Source organism: Aliisedimentitalea sp. MJ-SS2 (genome assembly GCF_032586155.1).
Lineage (GTDB): Bacteria > Pseudomonadota > Alphaproteobacteria > Rhodobacterales > Rhodobacteraceae > JAWHTC01.
In genome coordinates, this window is the sequence record NZ_JAWHTC010000005.1 from 40,374 (window position 1) to 58,472 (window position 18,099).

The window sequence follows — 18,099 nt, forward strand, 5'->3', positions numbered from 1 at the left end:
ACGAGGCGCCCCGCCGTCTCACATGTCTTGGCGTGGATCAAATCCGTTCGATGGCAATCGCCGTGCCTTCGCCGCCGCCGATGCAGATAGCCGCGACGCCTCGCTTGAGGTCGCGTTTTTCCAAGGCGTTCAAGAGCGTGACCATGATGCGGGTTCCGCTTGCGCCGATCGGGTGGCCAAGCGCACAGGCGCCGCCGTTGACGTTGACGATGTCACGGGGCAGGCCAAGTTCGTGCATGAAGGCCATCGGGACCACGGCGAACGCCTCGTTCACTTCCCAGAGGTCGACGTCGGAGATGTCCCAGCCGATTTGATCGAGCAGCTTGCGCGCGGCAGGCACCGGGGCGGTGGGGAAATCCGCCGGGGCCTGGGCATGGGAGGCATGGCCAAGAATGCGGGCGCGGATGTTGAGGTCGTTTGCCTCGGCATGGTCGCGGCTGGATAGAACCAGTGCAGCGGCGCCATCGGAAATCGACGAGGAATTGGCCGCGGTTACGGTGCCGTCCTTGCGGAAGGCGGGTTTCAGCATCGGGATCTTCTCGGGGCGGGCCTTGGCGGGTTGTTCATCGGTGGTGATGACCTCTTCACCATGGCGGGCATGGACAGTGAAAGGAGTGATCTCGCCGTCAAAAGCGCCCGAGCGTTCAGCGGCCAGCGCATTGTCGAGCGAGCCGATAGCATATTGGTCCTGGGCTTCGCGGGTGAACTGGAACGCCTCGGCGCAGTCTTCGGCGAAGGTACCCATCAGACGGCCCTTGTCATAAGCGTCTTCGAGACCATCAAGGAACATGTGGTCCTTGACTTCCTGGTGGCCGATGCGGGCGCCGCCGCGCATTTTCGGCAGAACGTAGGGCGCGTTCGACATGCTTTCCATGCCACCAGCGACCAGCGTGGTGTTGTGGCCAAGGGCGATCTGGTCAAAGGCCATCATCGCGGTGCGCATGCCCGAGCCGCACATCTTGTTGAGCGTGGTGGCAGGGACCTCTTCGCCCAGACCGGCGGCAAAACCGGCCTGACGCGCCGGGGCCTGGCCCTGACCGGCGGGCAGGACGCAGCCCATCAGAAGCTCGTCAACCGTGTCGGTGCGGGCGTCGGTAAGCGCGGCCTTTATCGCAGCCCCGCCCAGATCGGCGGCGGGCACACCATTGAATACCCCCTGGAAACCACCCATCGGCGTACGCGACGCCCCGGCAATGACAACCTCTTTCATGGCAAATCCTCCAAATTCCTGGGTCCTTGCATACCGAATGGTAAGGATTGAGGTCTAGCCTGCCCGGGCAACATTCGTATTTCTACGGCATGCAGAGGGTAGCAGATGAACCTTGAGAGCAGCGATGACGGTGATTTCCAGGTGGTCACGGTTAATGAGGAGAGAATCGACGCTGCCGTAGCGATCCGGTTCAAGGACAGGATGCGCGACCTGACGGCGAACGGAACGCCGCATGTGGTGCTGGATCTGAGCGAAGTGGAGTTTATTGACAGCAGCGGGCTTGGCGCGGTTGTCGCAGCGATGAAACAGCTGGGCGGGACAAGACGGTTGGACCTGGCCGGATTGACGCCGACGGTGGACCGGGTGTTCCGTCTGACCCGAATGGATTCGGTCTTTACCATTCACGACAGCCTTGCCGATGCACAGGCGGTCTATGCCGGGTGACCCGACCAACGAGTTGGACACGGGATTGGATCATGCAGCCCATACCGAAACAGTTGAGGTTGAAATCAGGCGTGCCCTCCGGCACGGCACCGGATTCGGCACCCGGGTCGAAACTGATCCGCCTTGGCTTTGCCAGTGGTGAACATGAGGTAAGGGCGGCGTTAGGGCAGTTGAAACAGATTCTGGCGCAGGTTGATTTGACCCGGGATGACCTAGGTACGGTTGAACTGGTTCTGGGTGAAGTTCTCAACAACGTCGTGGAACACGCCTATGGGCCGGATCAGCCCGGAGAAATCCGAATCAACTGTCGTCTGCGCACGGATGGTCTGAGCTTTTGCGTCTGCGACGCGGGGCGGGCGTTCAAAGGATCAAGCTTGCCGCCGGGCAAGCTGCCCAACTTGGAATGCGGACGCGAGTATTTGCCCGAGGGTGGATTTGGCTGGTTCCTGGTGCACAGCCTGGCAACACGATTGCGCTATGCCCGGCGCGGAGAGCGAAACTTTTTCCGGTTCGATATTCCTTTTGACCAAGAGGTCGTGAGGGCGGCCTCGGGGCAGGGGGCCGTGGGCTAGATTAACTTCGGCCGCCCCCGGAGATTGCTGTCCGCGGACAGTGTGAGAGGCGACGGGAGACGCGATATATGTCGTGTTAAGCCTGTCTTGAAACCGCTCCAAACAATCTTTGAATCGCCATATTCCCCCCCAAATGGCGCCCGAATCCAGCAGCATAACAAAAGGGTAGCTGCATATGGCTTCCCTCGGTGCCGTGCGTTAACAGCCCCCACCCAGTGCGCGGTGCCGAGGTACTTCCCCAGAAAACCGGACGTCAGATTGAGCCAACCGCAAACATGTGATTGGCTTTCGGCATTTGCGCGCATAGGCTCTGCCCCCGAGGCAAGAGGGGTTTGGATATGCGTGATTTTCATTTTCCGGGACGCTCGCCGGTTCTGGCGGCAAACGGGGTTTGTGCAACCTCGCATCCGCTGGCGGCGAAGGTTGCGGTGGATATTCTGCAGGATGGTGGCAACGCGATGGATGCGGCGATCGCCGGCGCGGTGCTGCTGGGGATTTGCGAACCGCAGATGACCGGGATTGGCGGAGACTGTTTCGTTTTGTTCAAACCGGCGGGCAGCGACGAGATACGTGCGCTGAACGGATCCGGGCGGGCACCCAAGGCGGCAAGTGCCGAGGCGTTACGCGAGCGCGGGCTGGAGACGGTGCCGCTCAACGGGCCCGAGGCAGTGACGATCCCAACGGCAGTGGATGCGTTCTGCCGGCTGAATGCGGATTGGGGGCGGATGGGGTTGGACCAGGTGCTGGCCCCGACGATCCATTATGCCGAAGAGGGTGTTCCAGTGGCGCCACGGGTGGCGTTTGACTGGCCAGATGCGGGCAAGGCGCTGCAAGGGCATGGGGCAAGGCATTACCTGATTGACGGCAAGCCAGGGCAGGTCGGGCAGATGTTCCGTGCACCGGGGCAGGCCGAGGTGTTGAAACGCATCGCCAGGGATGGTCGCGGTGCGTTCTATAGCGGCGAAGTGGCCGAGGACATGTTGGCCGAGCTGCGGGCGCGTGGCGGGGTGCATTCGCTTGAGGATTTCGCTGCGGCTGAGAGCTTTTACACCGATCCGATCAGCGGGGATTACAAGGGCAGCGAGTTGATTGAGCATCCGCCGAACGGGCAGGGCGCGACGGCGATCCTGATGCTCAACATGCTAGGGCAGTTTGACCTGGCGGCGATGGACCCGCTGGGGGCCGAACGGGCGCATATCGAAGCGGAAGTGTCAAAGCTGGCTTATGATGCGCGCAACCGTTTTCTTGCTGATCCGGATCACACAGCACGGGTCGAGCACATGCTGAGCATGGAGACGGCACAGAAATTGGCGGCGCTTATCGATCCGAAACGGGCGATGGAGGCAGCGGCGCCTTTGAGCGAAGCGGTGCACAAGGATACGGTCTATATCACGGTGGTGGACAAGGACCGGATGGCGGTGAGCCTGATCTATTCGATTTTCCACGGTTTCGGGTCGGGGATTGCCAGCGAGAAATTCGGTCTGCTGCTGCAGAACCGGGGCGCTGGGTTTAACCTGACCAAAGGGCATCCAAATGAGCTGGGGCCCGGCAAACAGCCGATGCACACGATCATTCCGGGGATGTTCAAACAGCGGGGCGCGGTGATGCCCTTTGGTGTGATGGGTGGGCAGTATCAGCCCAACGGGCATGCGCGGGTAGTGACCAACATGATCGATTACGGCATGGACCCCCAGGCGGCGATTGATGCGCCGCGTTGTTTCTCGGAAAACGGTGTGATGAAGGTCGAGCGTGGCTATTCGGACGCGGTGCGGAACGAGCTGGCCGAGATGGGCCACAAGGTTGAGGTGCCGGACGGGCCGCTGGGCGGCGGTCAGGCGATCCTGATCCGCGAGGACGGGGTGCTGGAAGGGGCATCGGACCCGCGCAAGGACGGTATTGCGCTGGGCTATTGAGGTTAACAGGAAAGGACACGCGGGATGGGGATTACTCCGGTCAAGGAACTGGTGGGACAGGCGAAGGCGGTGATCACTTCGATCTCGACGCAGGAGGCCGAGGAAATGGCCGCCGCGGGCAAGGCGTTGCTGGTGGATATCCGGGACCCGCGAGAGCTATCCCGGGATGGGCGCATTCCGGGAGCGTTTCATGCGCCGCGCGGGATGCTGGAGTTTTGGATCGACCCGACGAGCCCCTATTACAAGGAGGCGTTGACCACCGACAAGACGTTGGTGTTCTTCTGTGCCAGCGCCTGGCGATCGGCTCTCACCGTCAAGGCCTTGCAGGAGATGGGCGTGGAGAATCTGGCCGAGATGGAAGGTGGGTTTTCAGCCTGGAAGAAGGAAGAACGCGCGATCGAGATGTGAACGGGGGTAACGGTGCGTGAAATCACGCACCATCCGCACCTTCAATTCAGCTGAAAATGCAGCGGATAGAGGCCGTCTTCGAACGGGCCGAAAAGGTCGGGAATGTCGGGGTGGTCGACCGGTTCGCCGGAATAGTCGGCAATCAGGTTCTGTTCGCTGACATAGGCCACATAGTAGCTTTGATCGTTTTCGGCGAGCAGGTGATAGAAGGGCTGATCCTTGACCGGGCGGGCCTCTTCGGGGATCGCTTCGTACCATTCCTCGGTGTTGTTGAATTCCGGATCGACATCAAAAACCACGCCGCGAAACGGATGTTTGCGGTGCCGGACAACTTGGCCCAAGTGATATTTCGCACGAGTCTTCAACATTTATTCTACAGCCCCTTAACGATGTACCATACAGGGAACAAGGGGGGATTGTCCATTTGCCGGGGGGTAAAAACCGGGAAACAGTCTGTGAACCCACACATGACAGTGAGGTTTCCGTCGTTCCCGCGTTTTGTCTTTAGCCACGGGCAAAAAAAGGCTAAAATGCCCGCAAACAAGAAAAATAGCGAGAGGCATCATGAGCAGACCCCTTCGCGCCGTTTTGATCCTGCTGCTGCTGGCAAGCTGCGGCACCAGGGACCGTTCGGCGCCGAAAACATTCGACAATGCCTGTACGATCCTGAAGAGCCGACCGCATTTCGTGCGCGCCTTTCGCGCGACGGAACGCAAATGGGGCGTGCCGGTGCATGTGCAGATGGCGACGATCTATCAGGAGAGCAAGTTCAAGGCTGATGCGCGCACGCCGTTCCGCTGGGCGATCGGCGTGATCCCGATGGGGCGGCAATCGAGCGCCTATGGCTTTGCCCAGGCGCTGGATGCGACCTGGAAGGAGTACAAGCAGGCCACTGGCAGCCGCAGCGCCAAGCGCGACGATATCCGCGATGCCACCGATTTCATGGGCTGGTACATGAACATCACCAAGGAGCGGAACGGCATTCCCTTGAATGATGCGCGCAACCAGTACCTTGCTTATCACGAGGGGCATACCGGCTATAAGCGCGGGACCTATCGGCGCAAGGCGTGGCTGATGCGGATTTCGGGCGAGGTGGGCGCGCGGTCCAAGACCTACCAGGCGCAGCTGAGGACCTGTCGGCGGTTGAAGTGATGAGCAAAGGGCCGGGTTTGGCCTGGAGCTGACTTTCGAATTGCTTACGCAATCCGACCGGCTGGGGGGCCAGCCCCCCAGACCCCCCGGGATATTTCTGGCAAGAGGAAGAGGTGGACCGGAGTGTTGGAATGACCGCTTGAGGCCATTACCGGTCTTTGAGCGGAAGCTACCGGTTGAAGGTGTTCGTATTCAGGTCGATGTCGAAAAGCTTGTGCGGCATGGACCCGCCCTTGCTCAGCGCGCCCAGGACCACGGTGGTCGACGAGCCGCTGTCGTCGTTGATGATCCATTGGCGCAGCTCGACCGGGTTGCCGGTGAACTTGAGCTGGATATTGCCGTATTCCGGGTGCTTGGGGTCCTGCGCCGTCACGATGGTGGCGGTGCCGTCATAGGAATGTCCCGTGACCATGTTGGCCTGAGCCAGGTTTACAGTCTTGGCCAGGATGATCGAGAGCGGTGTCTTGTTCAGCGGATAGGTTTCCGGGCCCTGGTTGGTCTTGGGATCAAACAGCGCCACGGTGGCCGCCGAGACAAGCACAAGCGCCTTGTTGGGCGGGTCGTATTCGAACCGCATCTTGCCCGGGCGCTTGATATAGATCGTGCCGGTGTCGATGGTGCCGTCATCGTTGATCTGGGTAAATTTGGTTTTCGCCTGTTTCATCCCGTTGAGATATTTCGAGATGGCGTTCAGCGACTGTTTGTCGGCACTGGCGGGCAGGGCGAGCGCGATGGTCGTGGCCGTGGCCAGGATCAGGCGGGACAGTTTCATTACTCGGACCTCGTGCTTTTTTGTCGGTCTAGCCGATTAGATAGGCACAGTCTGCCGCAAACCCAATTGATAAGCGATAACAAGCCAGTGTTCTTAACAGGCAAGCCGGGGAAGGTGCGTGAAATCACGCACCATACACGGGTCACTGTTCCGGGATCAGGATTTCGCGTTTGCCGACGTGGTTGGCGGGCGAGACCAGCTGCTCCTCTTCCATCTGCTCGACCAGACGGGCGGCCTTGTTGTAGCCGATGCCAAGCTTGCGCTGGATGTAGGAGGTGGAGCATTTGCGATCCTTGATGACGATGGCAACGGCGCTGTCATAAAGCGCGTCTTCGCCGCCGGTGTTTCCACCGGTGTTGAGGCCCAGAACGGCGTCGATATCACCGGACTTTTTGTCATCGACACCCTGCACCACGCCGCCGACATATTCAGGCGGGCCGTAGGCCTTGAGATGGGTGACGATTTCCTCGACCTCTTCGTCCGACACGAAGGGCCCGTGGCAGCGGGTGATGCGGGCACCACCGGCCATGTAGAGCATGTCGCCCATGCCCAGAAGCTGTTCGGCGCCCATTTCGCCGAGGATCGTCCGCGAGTCGATCTTGGAGGTCACCTGGAAGGAAATCCGGGTCGGGAAGTTGGCCTTGATCGTGCCGGTGATGACATCGACCGACGGGCGCTGGGTGGCCATGATCAGGTGGATGCCCGAGGCCCGCGCCATTTGCGCTAGTCGCTGAATGCAAGCCTCGATCTCTTTGCCTGCGACCATCATCAGGTCGGCCATCTCGTCGACGACGACGACGATGTAGGGCATTTTCTCGGGGGTGATTTCCTCGGTCTCGAAGATCGGCTCGCCGGTCTCATCGTCGAACCCGGTCTGGACCGTGCGGTCGAAGGTTTCACCCTTGGCCAGCGCGTCGGCCACGCGGCTGTTGTAGCCGTCGATGTTGCGCACGCCCATCTTGGACATCTTGCGATAGCGTTCTTCCATCTCGCCGACGACCCATTTCAGGGCGACGACGGCCTTTTTCGGGTCGGTCACAACCGGCGACAGAAGGTGCGGAATGCCGTCATAGACGGAGAGTTCCAGCATCTTGGGGTCAATCATGATCAACCGGCATTCTTCCGGTGTCAGCTTGTAAAGCAGCGACAGGATCATGGTGTTGATTGCCACGGATTTACCCGAACCGGTGGTGCCCGCGATCAGGAGGTGGGGCATCTTGGCGAGGTTGGCGACCATCGGGTCGCCGCCAATATCCTTGCCCAAGGCCAGCGGCAGTTTGTGGTTGCCGTCGCCATAATCACGCGAGGATAGGATTTCGCGGAAAGAGACCATCTCGCGGTGGTCATTCGGGAGTTCAATGCCGATCACTGAGCGGCCGGGCACGGTGGAGACACGGGCCGAAAGGGCCGACATCGAGCGGGCGATATCATCGGCGAGGCCAATGACACGGCTGGCCTTGAGGCCGGGGGCCGGTTCCAACTCGTACATGGTGACAACCGGGCCGGGGCGGACCGAGACGATCTCGCCCTTGACGCCGTAGTCATCCAGCACGGCTTCGAGCATGCGGGCGTTTTCTTCGAGCGCCTCGTCCGAAAGGTGGTGGCGTTCTATGCTGACCGGGTTGGCCAGAAGCGACAGCGGCGGCAATTCGTATTGCGGGCGGTTTTCTTCGAACTGGAGCGAGGGTTGGGCCTCGGCCTTGGCGCGGGTGCTGTGCTTGATCGGTTTGCGCGCCGGTTGTTGGACGACCTTTTTCGGCTGCGCCACGGGGATCGCGGCCTGCGCCGGGGCAGGGGCCGGTTGCAGCGGCAGCGCCTCGGCGGGCGCGGGTTCCGGGGCGTAGGCCAGCGGTTGCGGTGCCGTGAGCGGGGGCTCGGGCGGCAGGTCCATGGCGGTCATGGGCGGTTCCGGGGGAAGCTCGTGAGACGGTTCGGTGTTCAGGACCAAAGGGTCGGGTCCACGGCCACGGCCCTTGGTCAGGGGGGCAACGGATTCAACCTGAACCGATGGATTCTGACGGACCCGGGATTTGATCACGTCGGCGATGCGGGCCTTGATGTGGTCCTCACTCGGGGCCTGGGTGGCGTCGTCGAAATGCGGTTCGGTTTCGATCAGTTCCGGTTCCGGGTCGGCCTCGGGGCGTTTGATCAGGTTGGTGGCACGCGACAGCAGGCCGGGTTTTTCGGCGACGTGTTCCGGCGCGTGGCCAGCCATCGGCTGGGTCAGGGACGGTTCGGGCGGCAGGGCGACCTCGGCCGGATGGGCCGCGGCGTGGGCGGCGGCGGCCTGGGCCTCTTGCTCGGCCTGCATGGCGGCAAATTCGGCGGCCTCGGCAGCCTCGACGGCGCGACGTTCGCGGCGCTCGGCATTCTTTGCCTGAAGGGTTTGGGCGCTGGCGACGGCGCCTTGGGCGGTGCGGCCCAAGAGCTTCATCAGCGAGGCATAGAGAAGGATCAACCCAACCAGAAGGAAGCGGCCGAACTGGCGCAGTTCGGGGCGGGTAAAGCCCAGTACGAAAGAGGCCATGGCGACAACGGCAACGCCCAGCACCAGCGACAGGATCTTGAGGCCGGTGGTTTCAACGATGGGCAAGAGGTTCAGAAGGCTACCGGCGGCTGTTTTGCCGAACAACCCGCCAAGACCAAAAGAATGGGTCCAGCCGGGGCCGGGGGTCAGCGTGGCGGCATAAATCGAGATCAGGGCAATCCAGATCGGGGCAAAGATCAGCCGGGAAATGGCGCGTTCATTGCCGCGATGCAGGACAAAGCGCAGGCCCCAGGCCAGCAGCACAACGGCCAGACCCCAGGCGCCAAAGCCGACGATCATGAACATCGGTGCGGCAATCGAGGCGCCAAAGCGACCAAGCCAGTTCTGCACCGGGGCATCGGTGGCCGACATCCACCACGGGTCCGAAGGAGCGTAGGACCAGAACATCGCGACGGCGGCCAATCCGGTCAGCAGGAGTGCAATACCGATCAGTTCCTTGCCGCGCTTTTCGATCGCTTCGGCCATGTTGCTGTCAAGAAGCGGATCGCGCCCGCGTGCCTGATATGCCATGTGTTTCCCTCGTCCTCAGCTATAGATGCAGTCGCGAAGCCGGATCAGCCCCTGCCGCATTTCTTCTTTGGGGGCGACCATGGCCACCCTGATATATTCATGTCCCGGGTTCTGGCCGTTCACCTCTTGGCTAAGGTAAGCGCCGGGCAGGACCCGGACCCCGGTTTCCTTCCACGCCTTGAGCGTGGTCTGTTCGCCATTGTCCACCGGCAGCCACAGGAAGAACCCGGCCTCGGGTCCCTGGTAGGCCTGCACGCCGCTGAACACCTCGTCGGCGACGGTGTATTTTTCCTGGTAGAGCGCGCGGTTTTCGATCACGTGTGCTTCGTCGGCCCAAACCTTTTCTGCCGCCGCTTGCAGGGGCAGGGGCAGGGGCGCACCGGCGTAATTGCGTAGTTGCTTCATGCGGGCGATGCTTTGCGGGCCACCGGCAACAAAGCCCGAGCGCAGGCCCGGAAGGTTCGAGCGTTTCGACAGTGAATGGAAGATCACCACCCGTTCCGGGTCTGCGCCCATGTCGCGCGCCACTTGCAGGGCACCCGGGGGCGGGTCATTGCGGTAGATCTCGGAATAGCATTCATCGGCGAAGATCTTGAAATCGAAATGCTCGGCCAGCTCGATCAGCTCGCGCAGATAGCCTTTGTCGGCGACGGCCCCCTGCGGATTCGACGGGGAACAGATATAGGCCGCGGCGACACGGTTGAGCATGTCGGTGGGCAGGCCGGTATAGTCGGGTAGGTAGCCATTGTCCCGGGTGGCGGGCACCATGACGGGGCGCGCGCCAACGGAAATCGAGGCGACCATGTAGACCTGATAAAACGGGTTCGGCAAAAGGACGAGCGGCTGTTCACCCCGGACCTTTTCGGGCACCAGCGCCATGCAGGCGTTGTAGAGCCCTTCGCGGGTGCCGTTGAGGGCAAGGATTTGGCTGGCCGGGTCAACCGCAACGTCAAAGCGGTTTTTCACCCAGTCCGCGATAGCAGAACGCAGCCCGTCGCTGCCGTCATTGGGGGGATAACGATTAAAGCCAGCAGCATTTTCCGCAATGATATCAGTGACCCAGGGCGGAAACGCATGTTTGGGTTCGCCAATGGTCATATGCACCACCTCGCCGCCTGGCTGGTGGTGGTCCAAAAGCGCCCGCAGACGCGGGAACGCGTATTCCGGTAGGTTCGAAAACCGCTCGGGGAACATATTCAAATTGCCTCAAAGTCGGGGTCATTGGCGCCCCGTTTGAGGTGAAATTAGCGCGGACGCCCCGTGTCGTCCAGAAAAAGACACGGGTTTACGGGCAGTTGTGGCAATTATGACAACGATGGTTTCAGGGCTGGTTCCATCGCTGCGGCCACCCGCAAAAGCGCCTCTTCGCCATAAGCTTTACCCATGGCGATGACACCACAGGAGGGGTGGCCCGATACCGGCAATGTGATCGCGGAAAGCCCCAGCATGTTGCCGATCCGGGTGTTGCGCAGCGCCAGCAGGTTTTCGGTGACATAGTAGTTGTGGTCCGAAAGCAGCCGTTCAACATTGGGCGGCAGGATCGGGGCCGAGGGAATCAGCACCGCATCATACCCGGCGACGCGGGCGTTCCAGACCTCGCGACATTCATCGAGCATCTGCCAGGCCCGGACGAAATCGGGGCCGGAATGCTGGGCCCCGGCGCGGAACCTTTCGAGGATCTGGTCGAACATCTTTTCGGGCGCGGCCTCAATTGTGTCTTTCCATGTGCCGTAGGCCTCGGCGGTGAAGGTAACCCCGGATTGCGACATCGCGGTTTCAACCTCGGGCGCGTCGAATTTTTCGATGGTGACACCGGCGTCGGCGAGGCGAGTGACCGCTTCGTCATAGGCCGCCATGGGCGCGTCACGAACATCATCCAGCGCTGGGGCCTGCAACAACCCGATGCGCAACCCCTTGGTGGAAGCGCCGCGCAGATCGACGGCCGCAGTGCCTTCCAGCGCGCCCAGCATCAGCGCGGCATCTTCGACATTGCGGCACAGCGGGCCAATGGTGTCGAACCGGGCACAAAGCGGAACAACCCCCTTGAGGGTCAGCCGCCCGGAGGTGGTTTTCAGGCCCACGAGGTCGTTCCACGCAGACGGAATCCGCACCGATCCGCCGGTGTCAGAGCCGATGCCACAAGGGGCGAGGCCAAAGGCCACTGACGCCGCTGCGCCCGAGGACGATCCGCCCGATACCGCGCCCGCATCATTGACGCAGGGTGGCGTGGCGGTGATCGGGTTCAGGCCCAGCCCGGAAAAGGCCAGTTCTGACATGTGGGTCTTACCAAGGCAGACTGTGCCCGCCAGCGTGGCGTTTTTCAGCACCGGCGCGTCCGCATCGGGCACCCGGCCTTCGAGCAGGGCCGATCCAGCCTCGGTGGCGACGCCTGCCGTGTCAAACAGGTCTTTCCAGCTGACTGGCACGCCATCCAGAAGCCCGCGCCGGTGGCCCGATTTGGCGCGTTTCGATGCGGCCTCGGCCTCGGCCAGGGCACGGTCGTCGGTCGTGCGGGCATAGATACGGTCGCGCAACTCATGGGTGTTGATCGCGTCAAGATAGGTCTCGGTCAGCGCCAACGGATCAATCTCACCCGCGGCGATGCCACGCCCCAGATCGCCCATGCTCATCCACAGCCAGTCTTTCATCGCACCCACCCTCTTCCTTTTGCCTTAAATATCCCCGCCGGAGGCTCCCAAAGTTCCGGCATGCGCCAACGCTAGCGGTGATACGCCCCATGGACAATCCCGCCTGCGCGGGCTTTATGAAACCCATGGAACATGACAGCGATATCGTGATTGTCGGTGGCGGGCTGAATGGCCCGGCGTTGGCGTTGCCGCTGGCGCAACGCGGGTTGCGTGTGACAGTGGTCGATGCCCTGCCCGAGACTGTGCGCAAGAATGCCGCCTTTGATGGCCGCGCCTATGCGCTGGCGCTGGCCTCGAAGCGGTTGCTGGATCGGATCGGGGTCTGGGCGCGCGTGGCCGGACACAGCCAGCCGATGTACGAGATCAAGGCAAGTGACGGACGCGCGGGCGAAGGGCCCGCACCGTTTTTCCTGCATTTCGACGCCGCCGAGATCGAAGAAGGCGCGATGGGCTACATGCTGGAAGACCGGTACCTGCGTCGTGCGTTTCTGGAGGCGATGGGCGAGGAAAAGGGAATCACCCAGATCGAGGATCGCGTGGTGGCGCAGGAGGTGGATGCCTTGGGCGTGACCGTGACGCTGGCCTCGGGCAAGACCCTGCGCACGCGGCTGTTGGTGGGTTGCGACGGGCGGCAATCGGGCACGGCGGAACGGGCGGGCATCAAACGCAGCGGTTGGGATTACGGGCAGACGGCGCTGGTCTGTGCCATTGGCCATGAAAAGCCGCATAACGGGATTGCGCATCAGTTCTTCATGGCAAGTGGGCCACTGGCGATCTTGCCTCTGCCGGGCAAGGTGTCGTCCATCGTCTGGTCGGAAACCCACGAAAACGCGGCGGCGATCCATGCGCTGAATGATGCAGATTACATGGAAGTTCTGCGGCCGCGGTTTGGCGATTTTCTGGGCGACATCAAGCTGAAGGGCAAGCGGTTCACCTATCCCTTGAACCTGACCATCGCGAATACCTTTGTCGCGGACCGTCTGGCGCTGATTGGCGATGCGGCGCACGGGATGCACCCGATTGCCGGGCAGGGGTTGAACGCCGGGCTGCGCGATGTCGGCGCGCTGGTGGATGTTCTGTGCCACGCTGTCAGGCGAGGTGAAGATTTTGCCAGCGAGCTGGTTCTGGCGCGGTATCAGGAATGGCGGCGGTTCGATACGCAGGCGCTGGCGATGGCGACGGACCTCACCAACAAGCTGTTTTCCAACGATAATCCGCTTCTGCGCGCGGTGCGCGATGTGGGTATGGGTATGATTGGCGCCATGCCGGGGTTGCGCCGTGGGTTCATGCGCGAGGCAGCGGGGCTGACCGGGGAATTGCCCGAGTTGATGCGGGGGTAAGGTGCGTGCAAGCACACACCCTACGGGGTGCGCGCATATGTGGGGTGTGTAATTTCACGCACCACGGCGTCAATCCAACCTGCGCGCCTCGTCGATCAGCATAACCGGAATGCCGTCGCGAATCGGAAACGCCAAACCGGCGGATTTGCTGATCAGCTCCCGTTTCTCAGCGTCGTATTCCAGCGTCGCATGGGTCTGCGGGCAGATCAGGGCTTCGAGCATGTGGCGGTCGAAGGTGGGGGATTGGGGTGTGTCACTCATTGGATCAGGTCGTCTCCGTTGCCGCCGTGCAGGGCGTATTCAATCAATGTGATCAGGGTTTCGCGGCGGGTGGCCAACGAGGGCGCCTCCAAGAGCGCCTGTTTGTCTTCGGGATCGAATTCCAGCAGCATCGACAGCGAGTTGATCAAGAGTTCGTCATCGGCTTCTTTCAGCGTGTCCCAGTCTGTATCGAACCCTTTGGCGGCAAAGAACCGATGTAGCAGGTCCATGAAACGGGATCGGTCGAATGTGGGGTCGCGGTCTTTGCCCGCGCGGTCGCGGTCGAACCCGTCCCAATTGACCTGAGCCCGCCGATAGGGGGTGAAGCCTTCGACTTCTTCGACGATGCGGAAGCGCGAGATGCCGGTGAGCGTGATCATGTAGCGCCCGTCCTCGGTTTCCGAGAACTGGGTGACGCGCCCGGCGCAACCGATGGTCATCAGGGTGTCGCTGCCATCGGGCGCTTCGAAAGGTTGCACCATACCGATCAGTCGCTCGGGTGTCTTGAGCGCATCTTCGAGCATGGTCAGGTAGCGGGGCTCGAAAATATGCAAGGGCAGGCGCGAGCGCGGCAAGAGGAGCGCGCCCGGCAGCGGGAAGACCGAGATGACCTCGGGGAGATCCTGGGGCATGGTCATGGGGTCAGCATAGACCGGGTCGGGCGTTCAGACCAAGATCATTGAGGCGAGTTTGCGACGACCGGTCAACGCGACTTCGTCCTGCGGCGGCAAGGCCTCGAAAATGGTCAGCAGCTGGGCCTTGGCGGCACCGTCATTCCATTCGCGATCCCGGCGGAAAAGCTCGAGCAGTTGATCGACCGCGCCCTGGATGTCTCCTGCGCCGTGCAGCGCCTGGGCGAAGTCGAACCGGGCGTGGTGGTTGTCCGGGTTGGCCTCGACCTGACCAGCCAGTTCATCGGCGGGACCAGCGTTGGCGGCGGCGTGGGCGAGTTCAAGCTGGGCATGGGCCGCTTCAAGCTCGGGCTTGGAGGCGATTTCAGCAGGTGCGCCATTCAGGGTCGCTTCGGCCTGATCAAGATCGCCAGCTGCGATGTAGGAGCGTACGAGGCCGGCATAGGCGGCGACGTTTGCAGGCTCTTGCTCCAAAATGGCGGCAAAAGTTTGGGCGGCGTCGGCAAGCGCGCCTTCTTCTAACATTTCTTCAGCAGCGGCGACCGCTTCGCCCAGGCCACCGTCACCGGCAAGGGCGGCGGTTTTCTCGACGAACTTGGCGATATCCGAAGGGGCTATCGCGCCCTGGAACCCGTCGACCGGCTGGCCCTGGTAGAAGGCATAGACGGTGGGGATGGATTGCACCCTGAGCTGCCCGGCGATCATCTGGTTTTCGTCGACATTGACCTTGGCCATCTTGACCTTGCCACCGGCCTTGGTGACGGCCTCTTCCAGCGCAGGGCCGAGGGTTTTGCAGGGGCCGCACCATGGCGCCCAGAAATCGACGATGACAGGGGTTTCCTGGCTGGCGTCGATCACCTCGGCCATGAAATCGGCCTCTGAAACGTCTTTGATCAGGTCGCCCGCGGGGGCGGTGGAAGGGTTTTGGCCGAGTTCGAGCATTGGTCACGTCCTTTGGGATCAGGTTTGAGCCATATATGATGTGGCGCGCTGCAAATTCAAAGGGGGTTTTCTGACGCAAATGTCAGGAGCGGGGGCCAGCCCCCGCACCCCCGGAGTATTTTTCCAAAGAAAGAGGGGCTGTTACAGGTCGAATGTGGCGAAGACGGGTGCATGATCGCTTGGTTTCTCCCAGCCGCGCGCATGGCGAAGAATGCGGGAGCCGTGCGCGGTGTTCGAGATGTCAGGGGTGGCCCAGATGTGATCGAGGCGGCGGCCCTTGTCGGCAGCATCCCAGTCGCGGGCGCGGTAGGACCACCAGGAGTAAAGCTGGCCTTCGGGGATGTCGGCGCGGGTGACGTCAATCCAATTGCCGGCGTCCTGGGTCTCGGCCAGGTGTTCGACCTCGATGGGGGTGTGTGAGACCACCTTCAAGAGTTTCTTGTGATCCCAGACGTCATCTTCGCCCGGGGCGATGTTGAGGTCGCCGACGAGGATGGATTTTTTCGGTTTCTCGGAATGGAACCAGTCACGCATCTCGGTCAGGTAGTCGAGTTTCTGGCCGAATTTCTCGTTTACCTCACGGTCGGGTTTGTCTCCGCCCGCCGGGACATAGAAATTGTGGATCACGGTGCCATCTTCCAGCCGCCCGGCGATATGGCGGGCGTGACCGAGGGCGGCAAAGTCCTGTGATCCAGCCTCGACCATCGGGAGTTTCGACAGGATGGCGACGCCGTTGTAACCCTTTTGACCGCGAGCAACCATGTGGGTGTAGCCGAGCGCGGCAAAGCCTTCGGTCGGAATTTTTTCGACCGGGCTTTTGCACTCCTGCAGGCACAGGATGTCGGGCGCTTCCTCCTGAAGAAGTTTCAGGACGATGGGTTCGCGCAGGCGGACCGAGTTGATATTCCAGGTGGCGAGTGTGAAGGGCATGGGCGTGTCTTTCCTGTCGAAGTCCTGTCGCGGTGCGCGGCAGGCTATCCCGGCGAGACAGGAGAGGCCAGATTGAAAACCGCCCAAAGTGAGAAGCGGCCTGAGAGCGCCATACTGGTCTCTCTGGCCCGGTCGAGTCCCGGAGTTGATTGCTTGGAACACGCAAACGTCGCAATACCTCGTTTCGGCATGCGTCACTGGCTAAAGGTAATACCGACATCACTCGACAGAGTTATCTCTGGATGAATTACCGCGAAAACCGACCGGATTGTCACAAACTGCGGCTTCTATCCGCGAGTGGCCGCGGTTTTCGCCTTAAGGCTGTAGAGGTCAGTGCATTTATTCTGCATCGGAACTTTGTCTGGTCGCTGTTGCTGTTCAGCGTTTTGCTGACAATCGTCGACCCAAATGTTTTTACCCTGCCTGCGAACCTTTTTTTGAGGATTGTTTTTTGGTTGGCGAATTCGCTGGCTATTGTTGCCTTGTGGTACGGGTTTTCCCGGCTGCTTGCTTTCAGCCGTTTTGCGTGAGGCGTGATTTTGTAATCCCGTCGGTGGTGATGATGGTTTTATCGACCACGGTGACGACCACGTTCAACTATTGGTTTGCGGTTAATATTTTGGGGCTTTTCTGGGGATTGACGGACGGCGGTTCGACGAGTCCCAGATTCTCTATCTCAAGTCGGTCGAGCATTATGTGGACGTCGTGTTGCACGACACTAGCGAACTGGTCTGGGCCAGCCTGCGCAACCTGATCGAGATGCTGCATCCCGACCTGGGGGTACAGTCACACCGATCCTATTGGGTGACAGCCGAGGCGGTTGTCGGGATGAACCGGCAAAAGAGTGCGCAGTTTCTGGCGTTGAGCGATGGGCATGAGGTTCCAGTGTCGCGGCAACGCCGGGTTGTAGTTAAGGAATGGGTGCAGTGGCAGGTCCTGAATAACCCGGGAAAAAAAGACCCGGGTAAGAACCCGGGCCAAGTCCAACAGGGAGGTGCATGTGATAACCCGCACATGCAACGGGATAGGAAAACCATATTTCCGCTTTCAGGATACAACTTTGATCTGGCGCAAATAAGGCGGGTATTCCTTACCGGGTGTGTAACTGTGGCATTTATGCCATGAGCCGGTAGCCGCCGCTTTCCGTGACCAGCAGGCGGGCGTTCGAGGGATCGGGCTCAATTTTCTGGCGCAGGCGGTAAATATGAGTTTCGAGCGTGTGGGTGGTAACACCGGCGTTATAGCCCCAGACCTCGTGCAAGAGCACATCGCGCTGGACCACGCCTTCGGACGAGCGGTAGAGGAATTTGAGGATATTGGTTTCCTTCTCGGTCAGGCGGATCTTGCGTTCGTCCTCGGTGATCAGCATCTTCATCGCCGGCTTGAATGTGTAGGGCCCAAGCGAGAAGACGGCGTCTTCGGATTGCTCATGCTGGCGCAGTTGGGCGCGGATGCGGGCCAGCAGGACCGGGAACTTGAAGGGCTTGGTGACATAGTCATTGGCCCCGGCATCGAGGCCCAGGATGGTATCGGCGTCGCTGTCATGGCCCGTGAGCATCAGGATCGGCGACTTGACACCCTGTTTGCGCATCAGCCGGCACAGCTCGCGCCCGTCCGTGTCGGGCAGGCCAACATCGAGGATGACGAGATCATAGATCGCTTCCTTGGCACGGACCATGGCGTTGGCACCGTTGTCGGCCTCGAACACGTCGAAATCCTCGGTCATGATCAGTTGTTCGCTGAGCGCCTCACGTAGATCGTCATCGTCATCAACGAGAAGGATTTTCTTGAGCTGGGCCATCGGGACCTCCTTGGGC

The 18,099-nt window shown here is 61.2% G+C and carries 19 protein-coding genes; 8 read left to right on the forward strand and 11 right to left on the reverse strand.

Going from position 1 to position 18,099, the window contains the following annotated elements; translation table 11 throughout:
• Positions 1 to 37: 37 nt before the first annotated feature.
• Complete coding sequence (locus RXV86_RS17830) at positions 38 to 1,210, reverse strand: acetyl-CoA C-acyltransferase (protein ID WP_316301630.1); 1,173 nt, start codon at positions 1,208 to 1,210, stop codon at positions 38 to 40.
• Between the two features lie 105 nt (positions 1,211 to 1,315).
• On the opposite strand from RXV86_RS17830, the gene RXV86_RS17835 reads away from it, so the two are divergent.
• The 4 genes from RXV86_RS17835 to RXV86_RS17850 all read left to right on the forward strand — a co-directional run bounded on the left by RXV86_RS17835 (position 1,316) and on the right by RXV86_RS17850 (position 4,547).
• Positions 1,316 to 1,654, forward strand: a complete 339-nt coding sequence (locus RXV86_RS17835; RefSeq protein WP_316301631.1) for an STAS domain-containing protein — start codon at positions 1,316 to 1,318, stop codon at positions 1,652 to 1,654.
• Between the two features lie 32 nt (positions 1,655 to 1,686).
• Complete coding sequence (locus RXV86_RS17840) at positions 1,687 to 2,226, forward strand: ATP-binding protein (RefSeq protein ID WP_316301632.1); 540 nt, start codon at positions 1,687 to 1,689, stop codon at positions 2,224 to 2,226.
• Positions 2,227 to 2,564: 338 nt separating this feature from the next.
• Positions 2,565 to 4,139, forward strand: a complete 1,575-nt coding sequence (locus tag RXV86_RS17845) for a gamma-glutamyltransferase family protein (RefSeq protein ID WP_316301633.1) — start codon at positions 2,565 to 2,567, stop codon at positions 4,137 to 4,139.
• A 24-nt stretch (positions 4,140 to 4,163) separates the two neighbouring features.
• Complete coding sequence (locus tag RXV86_RS17850) at positions 4,164 to 4,547, forward strand: rhodanese-like domain-containing protein (protein WP_316301634.1); 384 nt, start codon at positions 4,164 to 4,166, stop codon at positions 4,545 to 4,547.
• Between the two features lie 41 nt (positions 4,548 to 4,588).
• Here the strand turns inward: RXV86_RS17850 and hspQ are convergent, their stop codons facing one another.
• Positions 4,589 to 4,915 (reverse strand): heat shock protein HspQ, encoded by a 327-nt coding sequence (hspQ, locus tag RXV86_RS17855; protein WP_316301635.1) that lies wholly within the window; start codon positions 4,913 to 4,915, stop codon positions 4,589 to 4,591.
• A gap of 196 nt (positions 4,916 to 5,111) precedes the next feature.
• Here hspQ and RXV86_RS17860 point away from each other — a divergent pair, with 196 nt between their 5' ends.
• Positions 5,112 to 5,699 carry a transglycosylase SLT domain-containing protein gene (locus RXV86_RS17860; protein ID WP_316301636.1) on the forward strand — a complete coding sequence of 196 codons (588 nt, stop codon included), beginning with the start codon at positions 5,112 to 5,114 and terminating at the stop codon, positions 5,697 to 5,699.
• A 169-nt stretch (positions 5,700 to 5,868) separates the two neighbouring features.
• On the opposite strand, the gene RXV86_RS17865 is transcribed toward RXV86_RS17860, so the two are convergent.
• The 4 genes from RXV86_RS17865 to RXV86_RS17880 form a co-directional block, all read right to left on the reverse strand.
• Complete coding sequence (locus tag RXV86_RS17865) at positions 5,869 to 6,471, reverse strand: outer membrane lipoprotein carrier protein LolA (protein WP_316301637.1); 603 nt, start codon at positions 6,469 to 6,471, stop codon at positions 5,869 to 5,871.
• Between the two features lie 142 nt (positions 6,472 to 6,613).
• A complete protein-coding gene (locus tag RXV86_RS17870) occupies positions 6,614 to 9,529 on the reverse strand; it encodes a DNA translocase FtsK 4TM domain-containing protein (protein WP_316301638.1) in 2,916 nt (971 codons plus the stop codon).
• A gap of 15 nt (positions 9,530 to 9,544) precedes the next feature.
• Positions 9,545 to 10,729 carry an aminotransferase class I/II-fold pyridoxal phosphate-dependent enzyme gene (locus RXV86_RS17875; RefSeq protein WP_316301639.1) on the reverse strand — a complete coding sequence of 395 codons (1,185 nt, stop codon included), beginning with the start codon at positions 10,727 to 10,729 and terminating at the stop codon, positions 9,545 to 9,547.
• Positions 10,730 to 10,833: 104 nt separating this feature from the next.
• On the reverse strand, positions 10,834 to 12,177 hold the full coding sequence (locus RXV86_RS17880; RefSeq protein ID WP_316301640.1) for an amidase family protein: 1,344 nt from the start codon (positions 12,175 to 12,177) through the stop codon (positions 10,834 to 10,836).
• Between the two features lie 125 nt (positions 12,178 to 12,302).
• Between RXV86_RS17880 and RXV86_RS17885 the strand changes: the two genes are divergently transcribed.
• Entirely contained in the window at positions 12,303 to 13,517 is a 1,215-nt protein-coding gene (locus RXV86_RS17885; RefSeq protein ID WP_316301641.1) for an FAD-dependent monooxygenase, read from the forward strand.
• 69 nt (positions 13,518 to 13,586) lie between these two features.
• On the opposite strand, the gene RXV86_RS17890 is transcribed toward RXV86_RS17885, so the two are convergent.
• From RXV86_RS17890 to RXV86_RS17905, 4 genes are all read right to left on the reverse strand, one after another.
• The gene (locus tag RXV86_RS17890; protein WP_316301642.1) at positions 13,587 to 13,778 is read right to left on the reverse strand and encodes a Trm112 family protein; all 192 of its coding nucleotides are present in this window, start codon (positions 13,776 to 13,778) and stop codon (positions 13,587 to 13,589) included.
• Positions 13,775 to 14,416 carry an LON peptidase substrate-binding domain-containing protein gene (locus tag RXV86_RS17895; protein ID WP_316301643.1) on the reverse strand — a complete coding sequence of 214 codons (642 nt, stop codon included), beginning with the start codon at positions 14,414 to 14,416 and terminating at the stop codon, positions 13,775 to 13,777. Before RXV86_RS17895 ends, RXV86_RS17890 begins: the two co-directional genes overlap by 4 nt.
• 27 nt (positions 14,417 to 14,443) lie before the next feature.
• Complete coding sequence (gene trxA / locus RXV86_RS17900) at positions 14,444 to 15,352, reverse strand: thioredoxin (protein ID WP_316301644.1); 909 nt, start codon at positions 15,350 to 15,352, stop codon at positions 14,444 to 14,446.
• A gap of 141 nt (positions 15,353 to 15,493) precedes the next feature.
• Positions 15,494 to 16,282 carry an exodeoxyribonuclease III gene (locus RXV86_RS17905; protein ID WP_316301645.1) on the reverse strand — a complete coding sequence of 263 codons (789 nt, stop codon included), beginning with the start codon at positions 16,280 to 16,282 and terminating at the stop codon, positions 15,494 to 15,496.
• 149 nt (positions 16,283 to 16,431) lie between these two features.
• Between RXV86_RS17905 and RXV86_RS17910 the strand changes: the two genes are divergently transcribed.
• Positions 16,432 to 16,812, forward strand: a complete 381-nt coding sequence (locus RXV86_RS17910) for a hypothetical protein (protein WP_316301646.1) — start codon at positions 16,432 to 16,434, stop codon at positions 16,810 to 16,812.
• Positions 16,813 to 16,948: 136 nt separating this feature from the next.
• Positions 16,949 to 17,407, forward strand: coding sequence for a LytTR family DNA-binding domain-containing protein (locus RXV86_RS22085; RefSeq protein WP_367575567.1), 459 nt, complete (start codon positions 16,949 to 16,951; stop codon positions 17,405 to 17,407).
• Here RXV86_RS22085 and RXV86_RS17915 read toward each other — a convergent pair.
• A complete protein-coding gene (locus RXV86_RS17915; RefSeq protein ID WP_316301647.1) occupies positions 17,397 to 18,083 on the reverse strand; it encodes a response regulator transcription factor in 687 nt (228 codons plus the stop codon). The two genes, RXV86_RS22085 and RXV86_RS17915, sit on opposite strands and share 11 nt — an antisense overlap.
• Positions 18,084 to 18,099: the final 16 nt, after the last annotated feature.

Coding starts and splice junctions, on each gene's coding strand:
- RXV86_RS17830 (WP_316301630.1), bottom strand. CDS start 1,210: ATGAAAGAGGTTGTCATTGCCGGGGCGTCGCGTACGCCGATGGGTGGT.
- RXV86_RS17835 (WP_316301631.1), top strand. CDS start 1,316: ATGAACCTTGAGAGCAGCGATGACGGTGATTTCCAGGTGGTCACGGTT.
- RXV86_RS17840 (WP_316301632.1), top strand. CDS start 1,687: ATGCAGCCCATACCGAAACAGTTGAGGTTGAAATCAGGCGTGCCCTCC.
- RXV86_RS17845 (WP_316301633.1), top strand. CDS start 2,565: ATGCGTGATTTTCATTTTCCGGGACGCTCGCCGGTTCTGGCGGCAAAC.
- RXV86_RS17850 (WP_316301634.1), top strand. CDS start 4,164: ATGGGGATTACTCCGGTCAAGGAACTGGTGGGACAGGCGAAGGCGGTG.
- hspQ (WP_316301635.1), bottom strand. CDS start 4,915: ATGTTGAAGACTCGTGCGAAATATCACTTGGGCCAAGTTGTCCGGCAC.
- RXV86_RS17860 (WP_316301636.1), top strand. CDS start 5,112: ATGAGCAGACCCCTTCGCGCCGTTTTGATCCTGCTGCTGCTGGCAAGC.
- RXV86_RS17865 (WP_316301637.1), bottom strand. CDS start 6,471: ATGAAACTGTCCCGCCTGATCCTGGCCACGGCCACGACCATCGCGCTC.
- RXV86_RS17870 (WP_316301638.1), bottom strand. CDS start 9,529: ATGGCATATCAGGCACGCGGGCGCGATCCGCTTCTTGACAGCAACATG.
- RXV86_RS17880 (WP_316301640.1), bottom strand. CDS start 12,177: ATGAAAGACTGGCTGTGGATGAGCATGGGCGATCTGGGGCGTGGCATC.
- RXV86_RS17885 (WP_316301641.1), top strand. CDS start 12,303: ATGGAACATGACAGCGATATCGTGATTGTCGGTGGCGGGCTGAATGGC.
- RXV86_RS17890 (WP_316301642.1), bottom strand. CDS start 13,778: ATGAGTGACACACCCCAATCCCCCACCTTCGACCGCCACATGCTCGAA.
- RXV86_RS17895 (WP_316301643.1), bottom strand. CDS start 14,416: ATGACCATGCCCCAGGATCTCCCCGAGGTCATCTCGGTCTTCCCGCTG.
- trxA (WP_316301644.1), bottom strand. CDS start 15,352: ATGCTCGAACTCGGCCAAAACCCTTCCACCGCCCCCGCGGGCGACCTG.
- RXV86_RS17905 (WP_316301645.1), bottom strand. CDS start 16,282: ATGCCCTTCACACTCGCCACCTGGAATATCAACTCGGTCCGCCTGCGC.
- RXV86_RS17915 (WP_316301647.1), bottom strand. CDS start 18,083: ATGGCCCAGCTCAAGAAAATCCTTCTCGTTGATGACGATGACGATCTA.